Source organism: Paenibacillus sp. FSL R5-0475 (genome assembly GCF_038004585.1).
Taxonomy (GTDB): Bacteria; Bacillota; Bacilli; order Paenibacillales; family Paenibacillaceae; genus Paenibacillus_AQ.
In genome coordinates, this window is the sequence record NZ_JBBORK010000001.1 from 1,861,865 (window position 1) to 1,881,524 (window position 19,660).

17 protein-coding genes are annotated in these 19,660 nt (G+C 41.9%); 13 read left to right on the forward strand and 4 right to left on the reverse strand.

The genetic code is table 11. The features are described 5' to 3' along the window. Nucleotides 1-23 precede the first annotated feature (23 nt). On the reverse strand, nucleotides 24-1,070 hold the full coding sequence (locus tag MKX41_RS08205; protein ID WP_340969489.1) for a stalk domain-containing protein: 1,047 nt from the start codon (nucleotides 1,068-1,070) through the stop codon (nucleotides 24-26). Between the two features lie 271 nt (nucleotides 1,071-1,341). On the opposite strand from MKX41_RS08205, the gene MKX41_RS08210 reads away from it, so the two are divergent. Both MKX41_RS08210 and MKX41_RS08215 read left to right on the forward strand, forming a co-directional pair. After that, nucleotides 1,342-2,397 carry an LLM class flavin-dependent oxidoreductase gene (locus tag MKX41_RS08210; RefSeq protein WP_076299756.1) on the forward strand — a complete coding sequence of 352 codons (1,056 nt, stop codon included), beginning with the start codon at nucleotides 1,342-1,344 and terminating at the stop codon, nucleotides 2,395-2,397. A 19-nt stretch (nucleotides 2,398-2,416) separates the two neighbouring features. Then, on the forward strand, nucleotides 2,417-2,983 hold the full coding sequence (locus MKX41_RS08215) for an NADPH-dependent FMN reductase (RefSeq protein ID WP_340969490.1): 567 nt from the start codon (nucleotides 2,417-2,419) through the stop codon (nucleotides 2,981-2,983). 64 nt (nucleotides 2,984-3,047) lie between these two features. Here the strand turns inward: MKX41_RS08215 and MKX41_RS08220 are convergent, their stop codons facing one another. Next, a complete protein-coding gene (locus tag MKX41_RS08220; protein ID WP_340969491.1) occupies nucleotides 3,048-3,611 on the reverse strand; it encodes a TetR/AcrR family transcriptional regulator in 564 nt (187 codons plus the stop codon). Nucleotides 3,612-3,938: 327 nt separating this feature from the next. Between MKX41_RS08220 and MKX41_RS08225 the strand changes: the two genes are divergently transcribed. From MKX41_RS08225 to MKX41_RS08235, 3 genes are read left to right on the forward strand one after another with little or no spacing between them, the layout of a single operon-like run. After that, nucleotides 3,939-4,781, forward strand: a complete 843-nt coding sequence (locus MKX41_RS08225) for an SDR family oxidoreductase (protein WP_340969492.1) — start codon at nucleotides 3,939-3,941, stop codon at nucleotides 4,779-4,781. Nucleotides 4,782-4,836: 55 nt separating this feature from the next. Then, nucleotides 4,837-5,232 carry a cupin domain-containing protein gene (locus tag MKX41_RS08230; protein WP_340969493.1) on the forward strand — a complete coding sequence of 132 codons (396 nt, stop codon included), beginning with the start codon at nucleotides 4,837-4,839 and terminating at the stop codon, nucleotides 5,230-5,232. Between the two features lie 41 nt (nucleotides 5,233-5,273). After that, nucleotides 5,274-6,254: an aldo/keto reductase gene (locus MKX41_RS08235; RefSeq protein WP_339271403.1), complete on the forward strand. Its 981-nt coding sequence runs from the start codon at nucleotides 5,274-5,276 to the stop codon at nucleotides 6,252-6,254. A 141-nt stretch (nucleotides 6,255-6,395) separates the two neighbouring features. Here the strand turns inward: MKX41_RS08235 and MKX41_RS08240 are convergent, their stop codons facing one another. Next, nucleotides 6,396-7,229 (reverse strand): AraC family transcriptional regulator, encoded by an 834-nt coding sequence (locus tag MKX41_RS08240; RefSeq protein ID WP_340969494.1) that lies wholly within the window; start codon nucleotides 7,227-7,229, stop codon nucleotides 6,396-6,398. Nucleotides 7,230-7,396: 167 nt separating this feature from the next. Here MKX41_RS08240 and MKX41_RS08245 point away from each other — a divergent pair, with 167 nt between their 5' ends. Next, nucleotides 7,397-8,056 (forward strand): ThuA domain-containing protein, encoded by a 660-nt coding sequence (locus MKX41_RS08245; protein ID WP_340969496.1) that lies wholly within the window; start codon nucleotides 7,397-7,399, stop codon nucleotides 8,054-8,056. A gap of 24 nt (nucleotides 8,057-8,080) precedes the next feature. After that, nucleotides 8,081-9,184, forward strand: coding sequence for a Gfo/Idh/MocA family protein (locus tag MKX41_RS08250; protein WP_340969497.1), 1,104 nt, complete (start codon nucleotides 8,081-8,083; stop codon nucleotides 9,182-9,184). Between the two features lie 133 nt (nucleotides 9,185-9,317). Here MKX41_RS08250 and MKX41_RS08255 read toward each other — a convergent pair whose 3' ends face one another. Then, entirely contained in the window at nucleotides 9,318-9,791 is a 474-nt protein-coding gene (locus tag MKX41_RS08255; protein WP_340969498.1) for a MarR family winged helix-turn-helix transcriptional regulator, read from the reverse strand. Between the two features lie 152 nt (nucleotides 9,792-9,943). Here MKX41_RS08255 and MKX41_RS08260 point away from each other — a divergent pair, with 152 nt between their 5' ends. The 6 genes from MKX41_RS08260 (at nucleotide 9,944) to MKX41_RS08285 (ending at nucleotide 19,406) form a co-directional block, all read left to right on the forward strand. Continuing rightward, complete coding sequence (locus MKX41_RS08260; protein WP_042188329.1) at nucleotides 9,944-10,528, forward strand: DUF3238 domain-containing protein; 585 nt, start codon at nucleotides 9,944-9,946, stop codon at nucleotides 10,526-10,528. Nucleotides 10,529-10,562: 34 nt separating this feature from the next. Next, nucleotides 10,563-11,189, forward strand: a complete 627-nt coding sequence (locus MKX41_RS08265) for an FMN-dependent NADH-azoreductase (RefSeq protein WP_340969500.1) — start codon at nucleotides 10,563-10,565, stop codon at nucleotides 11,187-11,189. 131 nt (nucleotides 11,190-11,320) lie between these two features. Beyond that, nucleotides 11,321-12,457 (forward strand): MFS transporter, encoded by a 1,137-nt coding sequence (locus tag MKX41_RS08270; protein WP_340969502.1) that lies wholly within the window; start codon nucleotides 11,321-11,323, stop codon nucleotides 12,455-12,457. Nucleotides 12,458-12,559: 102 nt separating this feature from the next. Further along, a complete protein-coding gene (locus tag MKX41_RS08275; protein ID WP_042188335.1) occupies nucleotides 12,560-15,019 on the forward strand; it encodes a GH39 family glycosyl hydrolase in 2,460 nt (819 codons plus the stop codon). A 239-nt stretch (nucleotides 15,020-15,258) separates the two neighbouring features. Next, nucleotides 15,259-16,371, forward strand: coding sequence for an alpha/beta hydrolase (locus MKX41_RS08280; protein WP_340969503.1), 1,113 nt, complete (start codon nucleotides 15,259-15,261; stop codon nucleotides 16,369-16,371). 230 nt (nucleotides 16,372-16,601) lie between these two features. Continuing rightward, entirely contained in the window at nucleotides 16,602-19,406 is a 2,805-nt protein-coding gene (locus MKX41_RS08285; RefSeq protein ID WP_340969504.1) for a glycoside hydrolase family 2 TIM barrel-domain containing protein, read from the forward strand. The last annotated feature ends 254 nt before the right edge of the window (nucleotides 19,407-19,660 follow it).

A 19,660-nucleotide genomic window follows, 5' to 3' on the forward strand; every position in this document is an offset into this window, starting at 1 on the left:
TACGTTTCTTTAAGCTAGTCAACTCACCAGAAATACGTTTCGAATGTGTACCCGTTTTTCCCAAAGAAAGTTATCTCACCGCTTGTCACTTCCTCAGGAATGTCAAAAAACATGCCTTGTTTACCCGCGATATCAAAGGTGTGAGTTAATCTCTTATCATGAACTTTGTAACTTACCTCGAAATGACTGAATTGCTTCTTAAGACCTTGATCGAACATACCGACACTAACGAGTTGTCCGCTTCTCTTGACTTGGACGTCGTCTCCATCATCCCCCATGCCTAAATCCATACTCCAGTCCAAACTCCCGTTTTTTAAACGATCGACGTATTTCAACGTAAGCGATTCTACGCCATCTTCCTCTTCGATATGTAAGAGTACAGCTGTATATTTATCAATAATCCGAGAGTCCAGAACTGAAAGTCCGCTCAAAATAGCAAATTCAGTTAACTCCTGCTCTGTTATTGCCTCTCCTGAGGGATCATCCAGCTCGATAGGCTTCATTCCTAGCCAATCTTCCCACTCCTCAGGAGATTCGAGTTCAGCACGAAAGTCATCATCCGTGGTAATGATCGCTGTTCTAGTTGCTACATTCCAATCAACGGAGATCCCGATTCGTTCGGCAATAGCACGCAATGGAACCATAATATCACTGCCGGAGAGATAAGGTGTAGGACTCTTCCAATCGATCCAGACATCAGAATCCTCTATCTCTTCGTTGTAATCGCTATACATATAATCACTTTTATCCGGATAAATAGAAAGTGCTCCATTAAAATGTGAAATAAACACATGTGGATAAGGGTTATCTATAAACTTCGTAATATCGGCTTGTATGTCGGGATGCTCAAAAAGTTGGGTTGGAACGAACGTTTTTCCCTCTATTAACGTAGGCAACTCATCTTGAAAGGAAAAGTTTATGCCATTAATTGTGACGGAGGGTTGGATTACAGAACGTTTGATAGAATCGGATAACTTCGGTACAACCGAAGCCGATGCAAAGATCGGAGTCGAATTGGAAGCCGATAAGAAAAGAATAAGTAATACGTTCATGAAGCGGCGGTTGTGCATGATTGTAACTCTCCTTTAATTGTTCATCACGTTAATTACGAAATCAATATGCTAAATATACCATATAGAGATTATTATAGGGCTTGCAAACAGCCATTCTAGAAAAGGGGATTCTTAGCACAAGGCTTAAATCGAGTAGTTTTTTCTTAACAGGATCATTAGTTTGACATTATGCAAGCACTTAACTATACTTATTATAGTGACTTACTTAATTATATTTAATCGACAAATCATAAATGAATTCTTACTTCTTAAAGAAAAGAGGATAATCATGGAACAATATCGGATCAATGCAGACAACGGCTTAGAGTTTGGACTTTATACATTAGGTGATCATCTAGCGAACCCTGAAACTGGGAGCCGAATATCTGCCAAACAACGCATACGTGAAATTATTGACTTGGCTCAATTAGCGGAGCAAGCAGGAATTGATTTTTTTAGTGTAGGAGAGAGTCATCAAGAATATTTTGCTACTCAGGCGCATACCGTTGTGCTGTCAGCTATTGCACAGGCTACTAAGAAAATGAAAATAGGTAGCTCATCTACGATTATAAGCACCTCTGATCCGGTTAGGGTGTACGAAGATTTCGCTACAATTGATTTGATCTCAAATGGTCGAGCTGAAATAATAGCTGGCCGTGCCTCTAGAGTGGGGTTATATGAACTATTGGGCTATGATCTTAATGATTATGAGGAATTATTTGAAGAAAAATTCGACTTGTTATTAAAGATAAATGAAAACGAAGTTATGAATTGGAAGGGAGAATTTCGTAACCCTCTCAAAAATGCAAGAATCCTCCCCCGTCCTGAGGGAAACTTACCGATATGGAGAGCTGTAGGTGGGACTTCTGCCAGTGCGATCAAAGCAGGCATTGCAGGTGTTCCTATGTTTTTGGCCCATTTAGGGGGTCCCGCTGTCTTGTTCAAAAGATCCATTGATGCTTATCGTGAAGCTGCAAGTCAGAACGGATTCGATCCGTCGAAGCTGCCTGTAGCGACTGCTGGATTCTTTTACGCGGATGAAACGACACAGAAGGCACAAAGAGCCTATTATCCATATATAAACGAAGGAATGAAATTAACCAATGGACGTGGTTTTCCTAAACAGGCGTTTGCTCAAGGAGCCGATCCCCGCGATGTTATGAATATTGGCAGCCCACAGGAAATCATTGAAAAAATTCTATATCAACATGAACTCTTCGGCCATCAACGATATATCGCACAAATGGATTTTGGTGGCGTACCTTTTGAAAATTTAATGAAAAACATAGATTTAATTGGTTCTGAAATTCTACCAGCTATTAAAAAATATACGGCAAAAAAATAAACTCCAGGAGGTCAGAATTATGAAAATTGTAGCATTATCAGGGTCAAAGATAGGATCGAAAACCAGAATCGCTATGAATTACACAATAAATTCGTTTCATGAAAAATACAAAGATGCAGAAGTTACGCTTCTAGATCTGGCGGAGTATGATGTTCAATTCAGTGATGGTCGCAATTATCTGGAATACGAAGGGGACACCAAGTACGTAATTCAAACGATCATGGAAGCAGATGTTATCGTAATCGGAACGCCTATATTTCAAGCTTCCATCCCAGCAACACTAAAGAATATATTCGATTTAGCGCCCGAAAAAGCATTTCAACACAAGGTTGTAAGTATGCTCGTCACGGCAGGATCTTCACGTCACTATCTGGTAGCTGAGCAGCAATTGAAACCGATATTAGCCTATATGAAAGCGCAAATTGTTCAAACGTATGTATTTATAGAAGAGAAGGATTTTTATCGAAAAGAAATAGTAAATGATGATGTGCTATTCCGTATAGACCGCTTAGTGGAAGATACCTATGTACTCTCTGAGACCTATGCCAAAATTCGAGAGGCTGAAGAAGCTAAATATGGTTTCTAAGAAAGATCGAAATAGGCTAACATTTCGCAAACTAGTTACTATTTTCCAAGTCACCCTTCATCCTTTAGGATGAGGGGTTATTTGTACAATTTCGTTCCAATAAGGCTCCCAGCTGTTCTGCTAATACTTGATAGGTTACTGGTCTTTCGTTCGTAAACCACCATTCAACTACACCTACATACGAAGAAGCTACAAATTGTACGACTAAATCCTTATTTAATCCTTCGTTTTTACTCTTTGTGATATCCACTTCGTCTTTGAACTCTTCTATAAGAAATTCCAGAAAACGACTCCGGAAGAAAGGGGCTCCTTTGCTAGCTAACATCATGGAGAAAAAGGCATAGTTACTCTCAAAGTATTCCGTCCAAATCACAGACCCCGTTACAAAATCCAAATCAGAGGCTGCTTCACATCTTTCACGAAGTTCATTGATATGCTTCTCGATAAGCTTATCAAGAAGATCATACTTATCCATATAGTGAAGGTAAATAGTACCACGGCTCACGTTTGCTTTATCAGAGAGTTCCTGAAGGGTTATATCATCAAAATTTTTCACAGTCATTAGTTCAATGACTGCTGTCTTCAAGGCTTCTTGTGTTTTTAAGATTCTTCTATCGACTTTAGACAATTTACTCACCGAACTTTCTTTATTCATCAACAAAAGAGTAAGAATTCATTATATAACATACTATAACGAGCTCATCAATGGGACATCTGTTTATAAATTTATATAAAAGAATCGCGAATACGCAGTAGGAAATAAACAATTTCGATGGTTTTGTTTATTAATGTACAAATCGCATCAAATTAACAATTGGCACCAAATTTAATCCGATTATAATAATAGACATGTGATCATTATTGTAATTATGCGTATTAAATATTGGTTACAACTACTCATGTGCTAAGTATTCCAGCAGCAAAATCGGAATAAGAAGTTTAGGAGGAAATGATTATGAACAATCGCACATGGCTTATCACCGGTGTGAGCAGTGGTTTTGGTTATGAGATGACGAAACAGCTTCTTCAGAAGGGCAATAAGGTTATCGGTACTGTTCGTAACAAAAGCAAGGTCGCTGACCTCATTGAGAAGTATCCCGAAACCTTCAGTTGCGAGATTCTAGATGTGACCGATTTTCCAGCCATTCGAAATCTTGTCGATAGATCTTTTGAAAAGTTTGGACGTATCGACGTTATCATAAGCAATGCTGGTTATGGCCTTTTTGGGGCTGCAGAAGAACTCTCTGACGACGAGGTTAATCATATCATTGCCACGAATTTAACGGGGTCCATCCAGCTTATTCGTTCAGCTCTCCCGCATTTACGCACTCAGGGTGGTGGACGTATTATTCAGATCTCCTCCTATGGCGGGCAGGTCGCCTTCCCAGGAAATTCGATGTACCATGCGACCAAGTTTGGGATAGAGGGCTTTTGTGAGTCCGTTGCTCAGGAGGTTGAAGCTTTTAACATCGGTATTACATTGGTGGAGCCGGGAGGAGCCCGTACCGAGTTCCGTTATGGGAACGCACAGGTAACGAAACTCATGACAGAATACGATGGCAACCCAGCACATAACTTTTTGAACATGCTGGACGCTTCTAAGAGTTTAGCTCCTGGAGATCCAGTGCGGATGGCTGCCCGAATCATAGAAAGTGTTGAATTAGAACCGGCACCGATACGAATAATACTTGGATCTCATGCACTGGCTAGCACGATTTCGACCCTCAAAGCTCGTGTTGCCGACTATGAGAAGCAGACTGAACTGGCAGCTTCTACTGATTTTCCAGCGGGAGAGTAAGAGGATCGCAGTGCACTAATAATCATTAACTATAGGCAGAAAGTAGGAATCAACGATGAAAAATGAACAACTTAGTAGCAGCACTATTTTTCCTTTAGGGGAAAAGGTTAAAGCAAACTTTACGGGTGACGCTTATTTGCAAATGGTGTTTACAGATCCGAAGCCGCTTAATACCGCAATTGGTAATGTAACCTTTGCTCCAGGCGCACGCAATAACTGGCATGCTCATCAGGTTGGACAAGTTCTGTTAGTCACTGGTGGAAATGGCTGGTATCAGGAAGAAGGAAAACCTGCTCAATTGCTCGAAATAGGTGATGTGGTCAACATTCCAGCTAATGTGAGACATTGGCATGGCGCGACAAAGGATAGTTGGTTCGTTCATTTGGCTATGACTCCAGGCGAAACAGAATGGTTTGAAGCTGTAGCGGATGAATGGTTTGAAGCACTGTAAGAATTAAAACTCATTTAAACATAGAAATGGAGGCTTGCTTTATGGAATATATCAAATTTGGAAATACGGGAATGGACGTCTCTCGGATTTGCCTTGGTTGTATGAGCTTTGGAAAAGTGCTGCCTGGAGGGCACCAATGGGTGCTCGATGAGGAGAACAGTCGTCCTATCATTAAAAGAGCGCTTGAGCTCGGCATCAATTTTTTTGATACAGCTAATATTTACGCAAGTGGTTCCAGTGAAGAGATTATCGGACGTGCGCTTAAGGAGTATGCGAATCGGGATGAAATTGTACTTGCCACGAAGGTCTGGGGCCAGATGCGTCCAGGTCCTAATGGTGGTGGGCTTTCTCGAAAAGCTATTATGAGCGAAATAGATAACAGTTTGAAGAGACTTGGGACCGATTATGTGGATCTCTACATCATTCACCGCTGGGATTATAACACACCCATTGAAGAAACCATGGAGGCCTTGCATGATGTAGTGAAGTCTGGAAAGGCTAGATATATCGGTGCGTCTGCTATGTATGCTTGGCAATTCCAAAAAGCATTACATGTGGCCGAGAAAAATAGCTGGACTCGCTTTGTATCCATGCAAAATCACCTTAATCTCATCTACCGAGAAGAGGAAAGGGAAATGATGCCGCTTTGTCAGGATCAAAAAATTGCGGTAACTCCTTATAGTCCTCTGGCATCAGGAAGATTGATTCGCGATTGGTCGGAAACAACACGCAGATCCGAAACCGATCTCATTCAAAAATCAAAGTATGATTCAACCGCTGATGTAGATCGATTAATTGTTGAGCGAGTAGCGTCGTTAGCAGAGAAACGAGGCGTACCACGTACTCATATCGCACTTGCATGGCTGTTGCAAAAAGCTTCTGTAGCTGCTCCAATTGTGGGCGCGACGAAAATTGCTCAGCTCGAAGATTCAGTAGATGCTCTGGCGGTGAAATTATCACCTGAAGAAATTTCATTCCTTGAAGAGTTGTATGTTCCACATCCAATAGTTGGAGCTCAGTAATGAAGACTGGTTAAGCTTGTCACTTAAACGTAGACCTTTTCGCCGTCTTTGTGCATTCGAATATTAAAATAAAGCCGATGATCTAAACCAAAAGATCATCGGTTTTTTGTTTGCTTAATAAGATAACGGACCATGTATCTCTTAACGTAATTCACTTGGAGTCCGTTGTTTAATCTGTTTAAATACTCTGTTAAAGGTACGGATATTAGTGAAACCGCATTCCAGTGCGATATCTAAAATGGATTTGTCTGTGGTCAGCAGCAGCTGTTCTGCTTGGTTGACTCGGATGTTGCTAAGGTATGCAATATAGCTCATACCCGAAAGACTCTTGAAGAAGCGGGAGAAATAAAAGAGGCTCATATTGGCTTGCCTTGCGGCGTCAGCAAGTGTGATGGGATGCATGTAGTTGACGTCGAGGTATTCAAGAACCCCTTGCATAATCTTCATGTTAGTGATGCGCCTTTTATCTTTCTGTGGATTAATCTTATCCAAGGGAACATGCCGTAAAATGAGTCCGCTCCACTCGTGCAAAAGGCCAATGATTACCTGTTCATGATATTCCAGCTTCTGATTATATTCGTCCATAAGTTCCTGCAGGATCTGAGAAAGACGGTTGTTGAAACGCACTTCTTCTTCTCGTATAGCTCGTTTCTCCATAAATGGGGAAGTCAGCCTCACATTCAAAGGCCATCCACCAGGAAAGCCGATTAATGAAGGATTGAATATTACCATCATTATCTTGGAGCTGCTGTCTTTACTGTCATAGTAGTGGATGTCTCCGCTGCTGCATATAGCCATATCTCCCGCTTTCAAGATCCTCGTTTCGGAGTTAATTCCCATCCGAATTGAACCTTCAAATACATAGACTATCTCAAGATCGTTATGCCAGTGGGCTAGAAAATCAATATCATTAGACATTATTACAGTGAAGGGGAAAGTCGAATGGTAAGTTCTATTTTCGTGAAAGGCTTTCATGAGATCTCCTGTTCATGTGGTTTGAATTTTAGGTTCACCTCTAAAACTTAGCAAAAAATGACCATTCCTACAAGTGAAATGGCGAGCACACCTCTTTGATCTGGATTACAATTTCATCAGATGGACGAAAGGTTGATTACATATATAAAGGAAAAGGAGATTGCAGGATGACGAAGAAAGCATTGATTGTAAAAGGTGGATGGGATGGGCATGAACCAAATGAAGTAGCCGCAATTTTTGCTGGCATTCTAGAGGCTGAAGGCTTTGAAGTTGAAGTGTCTGATACGCTGGATAGCTTCAACAGTGTAGATAAGCTTACGGATTTAAGCCTTATTGTACCAGTATGGACCATGGGAGAAATCAGTAATGATCAGGTATCCTCAGTTCTGAAGGCAGTAGCTTCTGGAGTAGGAATTGCCGGTTGTCATGGAGGGATGTGCGACTCTTTCCGTAACAATACAGAGTGGCAATTTTTGACCGGGTCACAATGGGTAGCACATCCATTTAACGATGGGGTAGAGTACGAAGTTAATATCATGCATTCTGGCTCCAGTCCCATTGTGGAGGGCATCCAAGACTTCAAGGTGAAATCGGAACAATATTATTTACATGTAGATCCTGCAGTGGATGTCTTGGCAACAACTACGTTTGTAATGAGTGAGGGTGAGCATTCAGCAAATGGTGTCATCACGATGCCCGTTGTATATACGAAGAAATGGGGAAAAGGGAAGGTTTTCTATAATTCACTTGGCCATCATGCAGACGTTTTCGATATACCGGAAGCCAAGGAACTGATGCGAAAAGGCTTTTTGTGGGCGGCTAACTAAAACTGAGATAAGGTGGGAATGATCTTGCGCAAAGTGAAGGTAGGTATAGTCGGCTGCGGTAACATCAGCAGCATTTATTTTGAAAATTTGAACGGGACTTTCGTTAATACTGAGGTTTATGCTTGTTCCGACCTGGATAAAGGTCGTGCAGAGCAAGCGGCGGAGAAATATGGCGTTCCTCATGTATGGACGACAGAACAATTACTTGCTTCGGAAGAGATTGAAATAGTCGTTAATCTAACAACGCCTAATTTTCATTTTGATGTGTGCAAGCAAGCCTTGCTAGCTGGCAAGCATGTGTATGTAGAGAAGCCCTTATCCCTTTCCCTTGAAAATGGCACTGAGCTAGTTCGTCTGGCGAAGGAAAAGAACCTGTACCTTGGCTGCGCACCAGATACTTTCCTTGGAGGCGGTCTGCAAACCTGCAGTAAGCTGATTGCGGATGGTTATATCGGGGAGCCGGTGGCAGCAACTGCCTTTATGCTTTGTCATGGACATGAAAGCTGGCATCCTGATCCAGAATTTTATTATAAAGCCGGTGGAGGACCCATGTTTGACATGGGACCCTACTATCTAACTGCGTTAGTATCTTTGCTAGGCCCAGCTAAAACAGTATGCGGCATCACTAAAACCTCCTTTGCTCATAGAACGATCACGAGCGACAAAAAGTTTGGCAAAGTCATTGATGTAGAGGTGCCCACACATGTTGCTGGAACGATTGAGTTTGACAGTGGCGCTGTGGCAACCATGATTACAAGCTTTGATGTTTGGCACAGTACTTTACCGAGGATCGAAATCTACGGATCGCAAGGAACCTTGATCGTACCGGACCCTAACAACTTTGGAGGGCCGATCCTTTTACGCCCGGCACACAGCTCGGAATTCCAAGAGATCCCGCTTATCTACAATTATGCAGATAATAGTAGAGGCATAGGAGTAGCAGATATGGCACACTGCATCGACACGGGGGAGACTCCTCGTGCAAACGGAGAACTCGCCAATCACGTACTTGAGATCATGCATGCATTCCATACAAGTTCCGATTCTAAGCAATATGCTCAACTGGTAACCAGCTGCGAGCAGCCCAAGCCATTGCCGCTGGGCTTAGTCAAAGGGTATTTAGAGTAGTAATTTCCCAGAACAAATACTAAATGTATGCTGCAGATAATCAGCTTTCAAAAAGGGTAGAAGACAGATCTTTAAGTCTTCTACCCTTTTTGGTTTGATGAATCGCAGCATACACCAAATCTTCACCATACACTTACCAGACAGGTCTTGATCTCATAGTAGATTTATCTTCATTTGCTTTATATACAAGTGTTGTTAAATCATCTTTGAGCATCTGCAGTCGTTCAGTACCTATGATTTCAATCCAACGTTGCTCAATCTCAGTTAGTATTTCTTCTTTTGCTTTCACTGCTAACCAACCTCGCTCAGTCAAAACAATGATTTTTCCTCTCTTGTCAGTGGGATGATTTTCGCGAATTACATAACCACTTTTCTCAAGATAGTCTACCATTTTACTTACAGCTTGCTTCGTAATTCCTAAATATTCGGCTAATTCTATACCTGTTGCTCCGTTTGGAGCAATACACTTAAACATAAAACCATGTACAGGTCTAATATCTGCAAATCCTAATTCACGCAATCTATCATGTAGTTCATTAATTGATGTACTAAAGGATAATGATAAAAGTGTTGTCAGATCCAATTCACTAAAGATTTCCTGAGTCATACATAAAACCTCCTTAAATAAAGTCAACTTAGTTGACTTTGTACGAAATACATTGTACTATGCGAAAAGTAGTCAATCAAGTTGACTATATTTTCTGTTGTGAAAGAAACAGGAATTACTGAAACAGAATTAATAAATTATGGAGGGTTCTCATGACTAATATTGTTAAAGTTAGAGCAAGTGTATTTATTCCAACACCGTGGACTGATCCTAGGAAGGATGAAGAAACAGGAAACGTAATCCATTTTGAAGGTGACTCACGTGAATTCACACCCTATGCTGTCAACGCTATGCGCTCCAGAGTGGAACAAGAAGTAGTTGTAGATTTTTACAAAAAAGATATTTTCACATATGCAAATACTGGTATTACAACAGAAAGAGTCACTACTCCAGATGGTTCTGTTAATAAAAAAACAGGAAAAGCTACTACAGAAGGTATTTTGTGCACTGATATTGTGTGGGGCTCTGAAGACGTTAGGTTTCAAATGAGTGCAAGTGCTAGCAATCCATTAAATGCATTTGCACCTCCAGTTGACTATCTTTTAATAGTTCATATTCAAAAGGATGGTACTGTCAATATGCAAGGAGCACATGATGGATTTCCTTGTTTTGAATTTTATAAACAAGTGAACTTTGGAACGTTCGAACAAATTTATACACATGATTACAGAGTAACTGGTGATACACCAGAAGCTATGGCTGGAGAAATGGAGTATAGCTTCAAAAAAATATTATAAACAACATAAGAGTGCACATCAGGAGGAACAAGGAATGACAACCGTTTTATTTGTAAAAGCAAACAATCGACCAGCAGATCAGTCGGTAAGTGTTAGATTATTTGAGGCTTTTTTAGCGAGCTATAAAGAATCACATCCAAATGACACTGTAGTAGAACTGGATTTATACAATGAGGAATTGCCTTACGTAGGTGCAGATATGATTAACGGAACATTTAAGTCTAGTAGAGGATTAGATTTAACAGTAGAAGAAGCAAAAGCAGTAGCTGTTGCTGATAAGTATTTAGATCTATTCCTTGCAGCGGATAAAGTCGTATTTGGGTTCCCTTTATGGAATTTAACCATCCCAGCTGTACTACACACATATATTGATTACTTAAACCGCGCAGGCAAAACATTTAAATATACGCCAGAAGGTCCAGTAGGGCTTATTGGAAATAAAAAAATAGTGTTATTAAACGCAAGTGGTGGTGTGTATTCTGAGGGACCAAAAGTTGATTTAGAGATGGCTGTTAAATATGTAACAAGTATGATGAACTTCTTTGGTGTGAAAAATATAGAGACTATTATCATTGAAGGGCACAGCCAATTCCCTGACAAGGCAGAAGAGATTATTGTCGCAGGGCTTGAAAAAGCTGTTAAAGTATCAAGGACGTTCTAACTAACCAAGCGTGTATCAGTCTATATAGGGCAGTACCAACACTTTTATAGCGGTGGTGCTGCTTTTTTATTCGCCTATTTCACTATTTTTGGGGAGTACGTAAAGTCGATAGAAAGAAGGATTACATTACAATGGAATGTTTATGGACAAAAAACTATATCATGCTGACCCTTACAGCTTTATTACTATTTAGTGGATTTTATTTACTAATGCCAACATTGCCTATGTTTATCAAACAACTAGGTGGAAGTGAATCTCAAGTTGGATTAATAATTGGAGTGTTTACAATATCGGCAGTAATTTTTCGTCCTATTATTGGAGGATTAATGGATCGGTTTGGTCGACGTGCATTTATAATAAGCGGATTACTTTTTTTTGCTATAACCATGTATTTTTATGATTGGGTAACAGGCATTATATTTTTAGTAATATTACGTATCCTTCATGGAGTCAGCTGGGCAGTTGCTACAACTTCGATAGGAACGGCTGTGACTGATGTTATTCCACAATCTCGTCGTGGAGAAGGAATGGGATGGTATGGACTAGCAATGACATTAGGTATGGCGTTAGGACCAATCATTGGTCTTTGGGTAACAAAATCTTATTCATTTCATTACCTATTTCTTCTATGTACAGCATTAGCTTTGATTGCATTCATACTTGGATTTGGTGCAAAAATTCCAACAGTACAAAACACATCAAAAAAAACAATATCATTTTATGAAAAAACAGTTTTACCTATCGCTATCGTTACATTTTTCTTATCATTTACTTTTGGTGGTATTACAACTTTTTTACCACTGTTTGCGGCAAATATTGAAGTTAACACGGGTACTTTTTTCTTAGTGTATGCAGTCACACTTACAGTAATTAGACCACTTACAGGGAAGATATCCGATAAGTATGGGGAAGGGGTCATTATTGTACCTGCTCTTTTCATATTGATAGTCGCACTATTCGTCCTAACAATGACTAAAGGAATTGCTGGAGTGGTTATTACAGCTATTTTGTACGGAATTGGATTCGGATCAGCTCAACCAGCGCTTCAAGTAGCGATGATTCGATTAGCCCCACCAGCGAAAAGAGGTGTAGCGAACGCTACATTCTTTACTGCTTTTGATTTAGGAATTGGTTTAGGAGCTATACTACTTGGATTTGTTTCACAGCTTATGGGATATCAGATGGTATTTATTACTTGTGCTATATCTGGGTTTATTAGTCTGGTGCTTTTTATATTGATTGTAAAAAAGACACTAAAAACAACCTGAACCTTCGTTATCAATAAGACAGTAAACTTGATTTCATGGGTTTATATGATAGGATTTTGGATGAGGCAAGGCTCTATTAAGATAAAGAATAGGAGGTTAGGTATGCAAGAAAATACATTGATAGCCTCGGATTTCAGGTTTTCAATTAATCTCCCTGAAGACGCTATCGCTTCCTGGCATCAAGAACTTGAGGTAATGTACATCTTGCAGGGAACTGGGGTACTACAGTTGGATGACAATCAGTTTACCTATGAAGTTCAGCAGGATGACATTATTGTATTGAATAGCTACCAACTGCACGCTTTAAATATGAAAGGTTCGGGCAAGGCGCTATCGCTGTTTATCTCGCCGGCATTTTTGGCAGCTTTTTGTCCTGAGATTGAAAGTATAATTATAGAGTGTAAGTCTTTTCTATACCCTAAGGACGAACAAGCTCGCTTTAATGTAATCCGAAGTGAGTTCGCCAGTGTATTCCAGGCCTATTACAAAAACGAATCTCGTTTACCTATACTAATGCGTAGTCGTGTAGGTGTACTGCTGAACAGTCTAGTGCATACTTTTCTTGAGCAGAACAAGCAGAAGGATCCCTCCAAATCCTCAAGTAAGGAAAGATTGCGCAAAGCAACCGACTATCTCCACCGACATTATCGGGAAAATATTACTCTGAGTGGACTAGCCTCCACTATCTATTTAAGTAGCTCCTACCTGTCCCATTTATTTCAGAAACAGCTTGGCCTTACTTTTACTGCCTACCTTACAAATGTCAGACTGAGTCAGGCAGTGGCACTTCTTCGTAGTGAAAGAACGATCACGGACATCGCCTCAGAAGTTGGATTTCCAAGTACCAACGCTTTGATCGACGCCTTCAAACGGCGCTTTGGTGTTACACCAGGGCAATACCGTCTAGTAAATGAGCATGATGCGACAGATCCACAGGAGAACAGAATGGTCACAGCGGGATTTTCGACCGATTTCACTTCACTAATGCGGCATTTGCATCACAACGAGCACTCCATTGTCCAACCTCAGGTCAATGAGGGATATGATCTTCATGTGGACACTGGCCGTAAGATTCGGACGCTGAGTCATAACTGGCGGACGTTGATTAATGCAGGTTACGCCAAGGATCTGTTGAATGGCGCGGTACAGGCGCAAATACGAAAGCTGCAAAAGGAGATTGGCTTTCGCTATATGCGCTGCAAAGGTCTGTTAGACGATGACATGATGCTGTATGTCAGGAAAATGTCTGGTAGCGCAGATTATAACTTTGTTTATGTAGATGAGGTACTGGACTTCATGCTTTCAGTGGAGTTAAAGCCTTATGTTGAATTTAGTTATATGCCTTCTGCATTAGCGAGGGAAGCCGTGTTTCCATTTAAGAGGCCAAGCATCCTTTCTATGCCTGAGCATCTTGACAAATGGCTCGACCTTGTGACTTCCCTTGTTAGGCATTTCATTGATCGGTATGGGATTGAGTCCGTGCGGGAATGGAGGTTTGCTCCTTTCGTGAGTCCAGAGTTCTCAGGATATGGTGTGTTTACCATGGAAGAATACTGGGTGCTTTACCGTGAAACCAGCCACGCCATCCGTGCTATCGATCCGCAGCTACATATTGTTGGTCCAGGAAGCAACATTGATTCTAGTAATTTTATCAGCGAATTCCTAGTGTCTTGCAGTAAGGGGAATTGTTTGCCCGACTCTCTGGCTCTACGTGCTTATCACAGCATCTTACCGGGTCAGGAAGACACTGGTCTTCAGCTCATGGCAGAGGATGAAGCTTTTCCACTTGCGGTAAGCGGCGATGAACAGTTTATGAAACACGCGTTACATAAGGTCAAAAAGCTGTTGCGTCAACGTGGTTTCGCTAGTCTGCCTGTGATTCTTGAAGAGTGGAGTAATAACATATGGCAGCGTGATTTGTGTAATGATACCTCCTACAAATCTGCTTTTCTTTTCAAAAATATTCTGGAGAATTACGACCACTTTGAGGCTATGGGATACTGGTCGCTTAGTGACCATATGGAGGAGATTGTTCCTTCGTCGGATCTTTTTCATGGCGGGTTTGGTTTATTCACTCGCGGAGGTTTGCCCAAAAGCTGTTATCGGGCGCTGCAATTGTTGCGTTATGCAGGAAGCGGTCTGATAGCTGAAGGTGATGGGTATTTTATAACTTCCTCGAAAGGTGAAATACAGATATTTCTATATAATTATTGTCATTATGATACTCTATATCGCTACCGTCATACCACTCACTTGACTCAAACCGAACGTTACAACGTGTTCAATATACGCAATACCCGTCAGTATCACATTCGTCTAGACGGCTTAACGCCGGGTGTTTATACAGAGCGAAGGTATTCAGTAGGTCCGGCTGGGGGAAGCGCCTTTGATGAATGGTTGAATATGGGGGCACCTAAGGACATGCGTCCAGAAGAATGGTCTTATCTTGAAGGTCGGTCCCTGCCGTTATTTCAAATACGTTCGCTGCAAGTGACAGCAAATTTTGTGGTAAATGCTGTTGTACAACCACATGAGGTACAAGTGATTAGATTAACACGTTAAATAGAGAATAGTATAACAAGGATGACTTTAGTGTTGTCCTTTTTTGTTTTTTATATTGTATTTTTGCTCTCGACATCATTTTTGAAATCGCTTTCAATAATAATGATAAAAGAAGGATATAACAAAAGAAATAATGCGATATTTTTTCTGCAAACCCAAACCTATAATTGAGTTATGGCAACCAATACAAATCGCCGCAAATCATTTTACCATACAACATTTGAAAAGGAGTAATCATCATGGAACGGAAATATTCGCAACAGCTTCTTACATCGATGCTAGAAAGGCAACATGTAATTAATGAAAATGGACTGGATATCCTGATTAAGCCTATTCCTGAAACCGATGAGCCTGGCGTGCTGGATCCTCGCTTTTATCAAAGTATGGAGTCAATCTTAAAAGGCTTCAAGGGAATGCTGGTTAAGATGATGTTGAAAGGTAGCCGAAAGAAAAATATCCAAAAAAGTGCAGCTCAAATGCGCAAGATGATGAATGGCGTGAACAGCATTCCGATTACTGAAGGTGTTGATGTGAGGCATGCTACCGTTCAAAACGGTGATGTTGCTGTCCCGGTGCGAATTTACACTTCGCAGAAGAAGAGTGGAGAGTTGCAGCCAGTGTTCTATTACATCCACGGAGGCGGTTTCGTAGCAGGAGGACCCGAAGTAGTAGAGGAGATGTGCAAGCTTGTGGTTGCAAATACGGGCTGTGTATCGATTCAGGTTGATTACCGCTTAGCTCCGGAGAACCCATACCCCGCTGGGCTCGACGACTGTTATACCGTGTTGAAATGGATATATGCTCACGCCGAAGAATTTAATGGTGATCCGAATCGCATCTGTATTTCCGGTGATTCTGCAGGTGGGAATCTAGCCACGGTATGCGCAATGAAAGATCGGGATGAAGGAACGCAGATGGTAAAGGCACAGGCACTACTATATCCAAGCGTGGACGCAGCAGGTATGCAGGAACATATGCAGCGCAGAGATGTTTATGAAATATCCCCTTCTCAGGAAAAAGAAATTAGATCTATATTGGATCTGTTGAGCGGTGGTTTAGGAACTGTCGGCTTAGGTGAATATCTGGGCGTGCCCGATGATACAATCCCTTATGTGAGCCCGCTGCGAGGAGATCTGAAAGGGATGCCGCCTGTCATTATTTTGTTTGGCGAATATGACTTTCTGCGGATTGAGGATGATGCATATGCCTTAAAGCTGAAGGAGTCGGGCGTCAAAGTGAAAACGGTACGGTACAAAGGACTTTCTCACGGCTTTGCCGATCAGGTGGGGGTCACACCGCAAGCGGAAGATAGTTTGATTGAAATTGGGAATTTCATGCTGGAGAATGTGTAATAAATAATATTTAAAAGCCGCTCATTGCGGCTTTTTTTATTGTTCTGAAATCACTATTAAATCTTGTCATCAGGCACATTCATGCTCCGGCTATATTGTAAGATTAGACCTGTCGTCATTCAAATGAGTGTTAACCACTCTACTGAATTATCTGGCTTAATATGCTAAGCTTTATATAGTAGAGCATTATACTGCTAGAGATCAGTGATTACCATAATAGGAGTGATATTTTGCAGACAAAGATCAACCTTGAAGGCGAATGGAAGTTGCAATTGGATGAGACAAAACAGGGACTAACCTTGCCTTTTACAGATGTTATCACACTGCCGGGAACAACGTCATACTCACGTAAAGGACCAAAGAACGAGGAAGTTTTAGTAAGCGCTCTAACCGATGAATATTTGTTTGAAGGGCAAGTCTGGTTCGCAAGAGAGGTATTCATTCCGGATGAGCTGGCAGGAAAGTTCTGTTATCTATTTTTGGAACGGACGAGACTTACGACGCTTTGGCTGGACAATACGGAGATCGGTAGCCGTAACAGTCTGAACACCCCGCATATATATGAATTGCCGAAGCTACAAGCTGGAATTCATACAATCACCGTCCGTGTGGACAATACCGATTACCCAACCAAAGGCGGACATTTGACTTCACAGGATACCCAGACCAACTGGAATGGAATTACCGGTCGTATGGAGCTTCAGTTCTATGGGGAATCGCAGCTTACTAATATCCGACTGGAGTCGAATCTGGCTGCACGTACGGTTCGTATTATAGCAACCTTGGACAGCAACAGTGAAACTACGCTTGCGGTGTCTGCTCAAAGCTTCAATAGTGAAGAGACACACGCGGTGGACGAGCGTGAGTTTCCTGTTTCACCGGGGCTTTTTTCCGTCGATTATGTGCTGGGCCAAAACGCGTTGCTCTGGAGTGAAGGAGCTCCCAATCTTTATAATATAACCCTTGTTTTGAAAGACAGGGATGGACATATTACTGACCAACAGGAGCTCATCTTTGGTTTGAAGGAATTCCGAGCGGAGGGCGACAAGTTTACAATCAACGGAGAGAAAACCTTTCTCCGCGGCAAACATGACGGCCTGATCTTCCCGCTCACCGGCTATGCCCCAACTGATGTCGAGGAATGGGTAAGAATCCTTGGCATTTCCAAGTCCTACGGTATCAATCATTATCGCTTCCATACCTGCTGTCCACCGGAGGCTGCATTTACCGCTGCGGATATGCTTGGGATCTATATGCAACCAGAACTTCCATTCTGGGGTACAATCACGGAAAAAACCGATGATGGCCATAATCAAGCAGAGCAGGATTATCTGATCAGTGAGGGTTATGCCATTCTCCAGGCCTTCGGCAATCATCCCTCCTTCGTGATGATGTCCCTTGGTAATGAGTTATGGGGCAGTAAAGCTAAAATTGATTCTTTCCTGAAGGACTATAAAGCGTTCGATAAACGGATTCTCTATACACAGGGCTCCAATAACCACCAATGGGTACCGGAAATTCTGGAACATGACGATTTCTTCAGTGGGGTACGCTTTTCCAGAGAACGACTATTTAGAGGCTCTTATGCCATGTGTGATGCACCACTAGGACATGTACAGACTGCCTTGCCGAGTACATTAAAGGATTATGATGATCAGATCGTACCTTTGGATCTCTTGAATGGAGAGAAGATGGAAGATACAGCTGGCGGTGAGATCCAGATTCAGTATGGTACCGAAGCCAAGACCGTGAAGGCAGATGAGGCATCCGGAGAATGGATACCGCATATTCCTGTTGTTTCGCATGAGATTGGACAATACGCAACCTATCCAAATTTTGAAGAGATCGAAAAATATAACGGACCACTCAAGGCCGAGAATTTCAAAATTTTCCGTGAACGCTTGGAAAGTAAGGGACTGGGGCATTTAGCCGCTAAATACTTCGAATGTTCAGGGCAGCTGGCCGTAGCCTGTTACAAAGAGGAACTCGAGGCGGCATTCCGCTCCCGGCGGCTTGCCGGCTTCCAGCTCCTGGATCTCCAGGATTTCAGCGGTCAGGGAACAGCATTAGTAGGTGTCCTCGACGCCTTTATGGATTCCAAAGGAATGATTAGCCCTGAGGAATGGCGAACCTTCTGTAATGATGCCGTTCTGCTGGCGAGATTTCCTAAGTATAACTATGTCTCCGGTGAACCGTTCGATGCTCATGTAGAGCTAAGCTGCTTCCGCAGCGGTTTGCCAGATACACTTGAATTACGTTGGGAACTGACTGTGGATAATGGTATTTTGGCAGAAGGGACAAGCGAGGTGAACGTTCCTGCAGGAACGAATTACATCAATATCTGCGATTTGGAAATAACGCTGCCTGTAGTTGACCGGATGAGTACAATCGTATTGTCTCTCTCGATACAGGGGACAGATATTCGTAAGAGCTACGATCTATGGATTTACCCAAACAAGAGCGGCAATATGCTGGAAGGCATCCATGTATTCGACAAGCTGTCTAGTGATGCGCTTGCACTGCTGGAGCAAGGTGAGAACGTGCTGCTGATGCCGAAACCGGAAACTCTCCAAAATGCTGTCGAGGGTTATTACTGCACAGATTTCTGGTGTTACCCAATGTTCCGCTCTATCTCAGAGAGCATGAACCGGCCAGTTCCTGTGGGTACCATGGGGCTGTTAATTGATAACAGCCATCCTGTATTCCACGAGTTCCCTAGCGAGGAGTATTCAACATATCCATGGTGGAATATCGTTCAGCACTCAAAATCCATTATCATGGATGAAGCTGATCGCAGTTGGAATCCCGTTGTGCAGACCATCGACAATTTTGAAAGAAATCATAAGCTTAGTTTCCTCGTGGAATGCAGCGTAGGAGCAGGCAACTTACTAGTGTGCGCTTTAGATGCAGACAAGGTAAGCGATACGCCTGAAGGAAGACAGTTCTTATCAAGCCTTGCAGGTTACATGAAATCCGCAGCGTTCAAACCACAATACAAAGCAACTGTTAACGAGCTTCTTGAGTTAATCAAGTAGGGGTTTGCTAAGGCTCTTCATTGTATTTCATATGGATGAACAGAACACAGGGACAGTGCTTCTTTATATACGATGGACCGTTTAACAGCAGAGCAGCGATTCTCTAAGTCACGAGAGAACCGCTGCTCTTTTTGTGCTAGTCAGGAGGCAGACTTCAACTTCAACAGTGTAATCATCCTCTAGCTTGTGAGAGTTTCAGACTCCAGTGAACCTATTGCTCAGAGAGAGGCTCATTTACAGAGTTTTTTATGCGA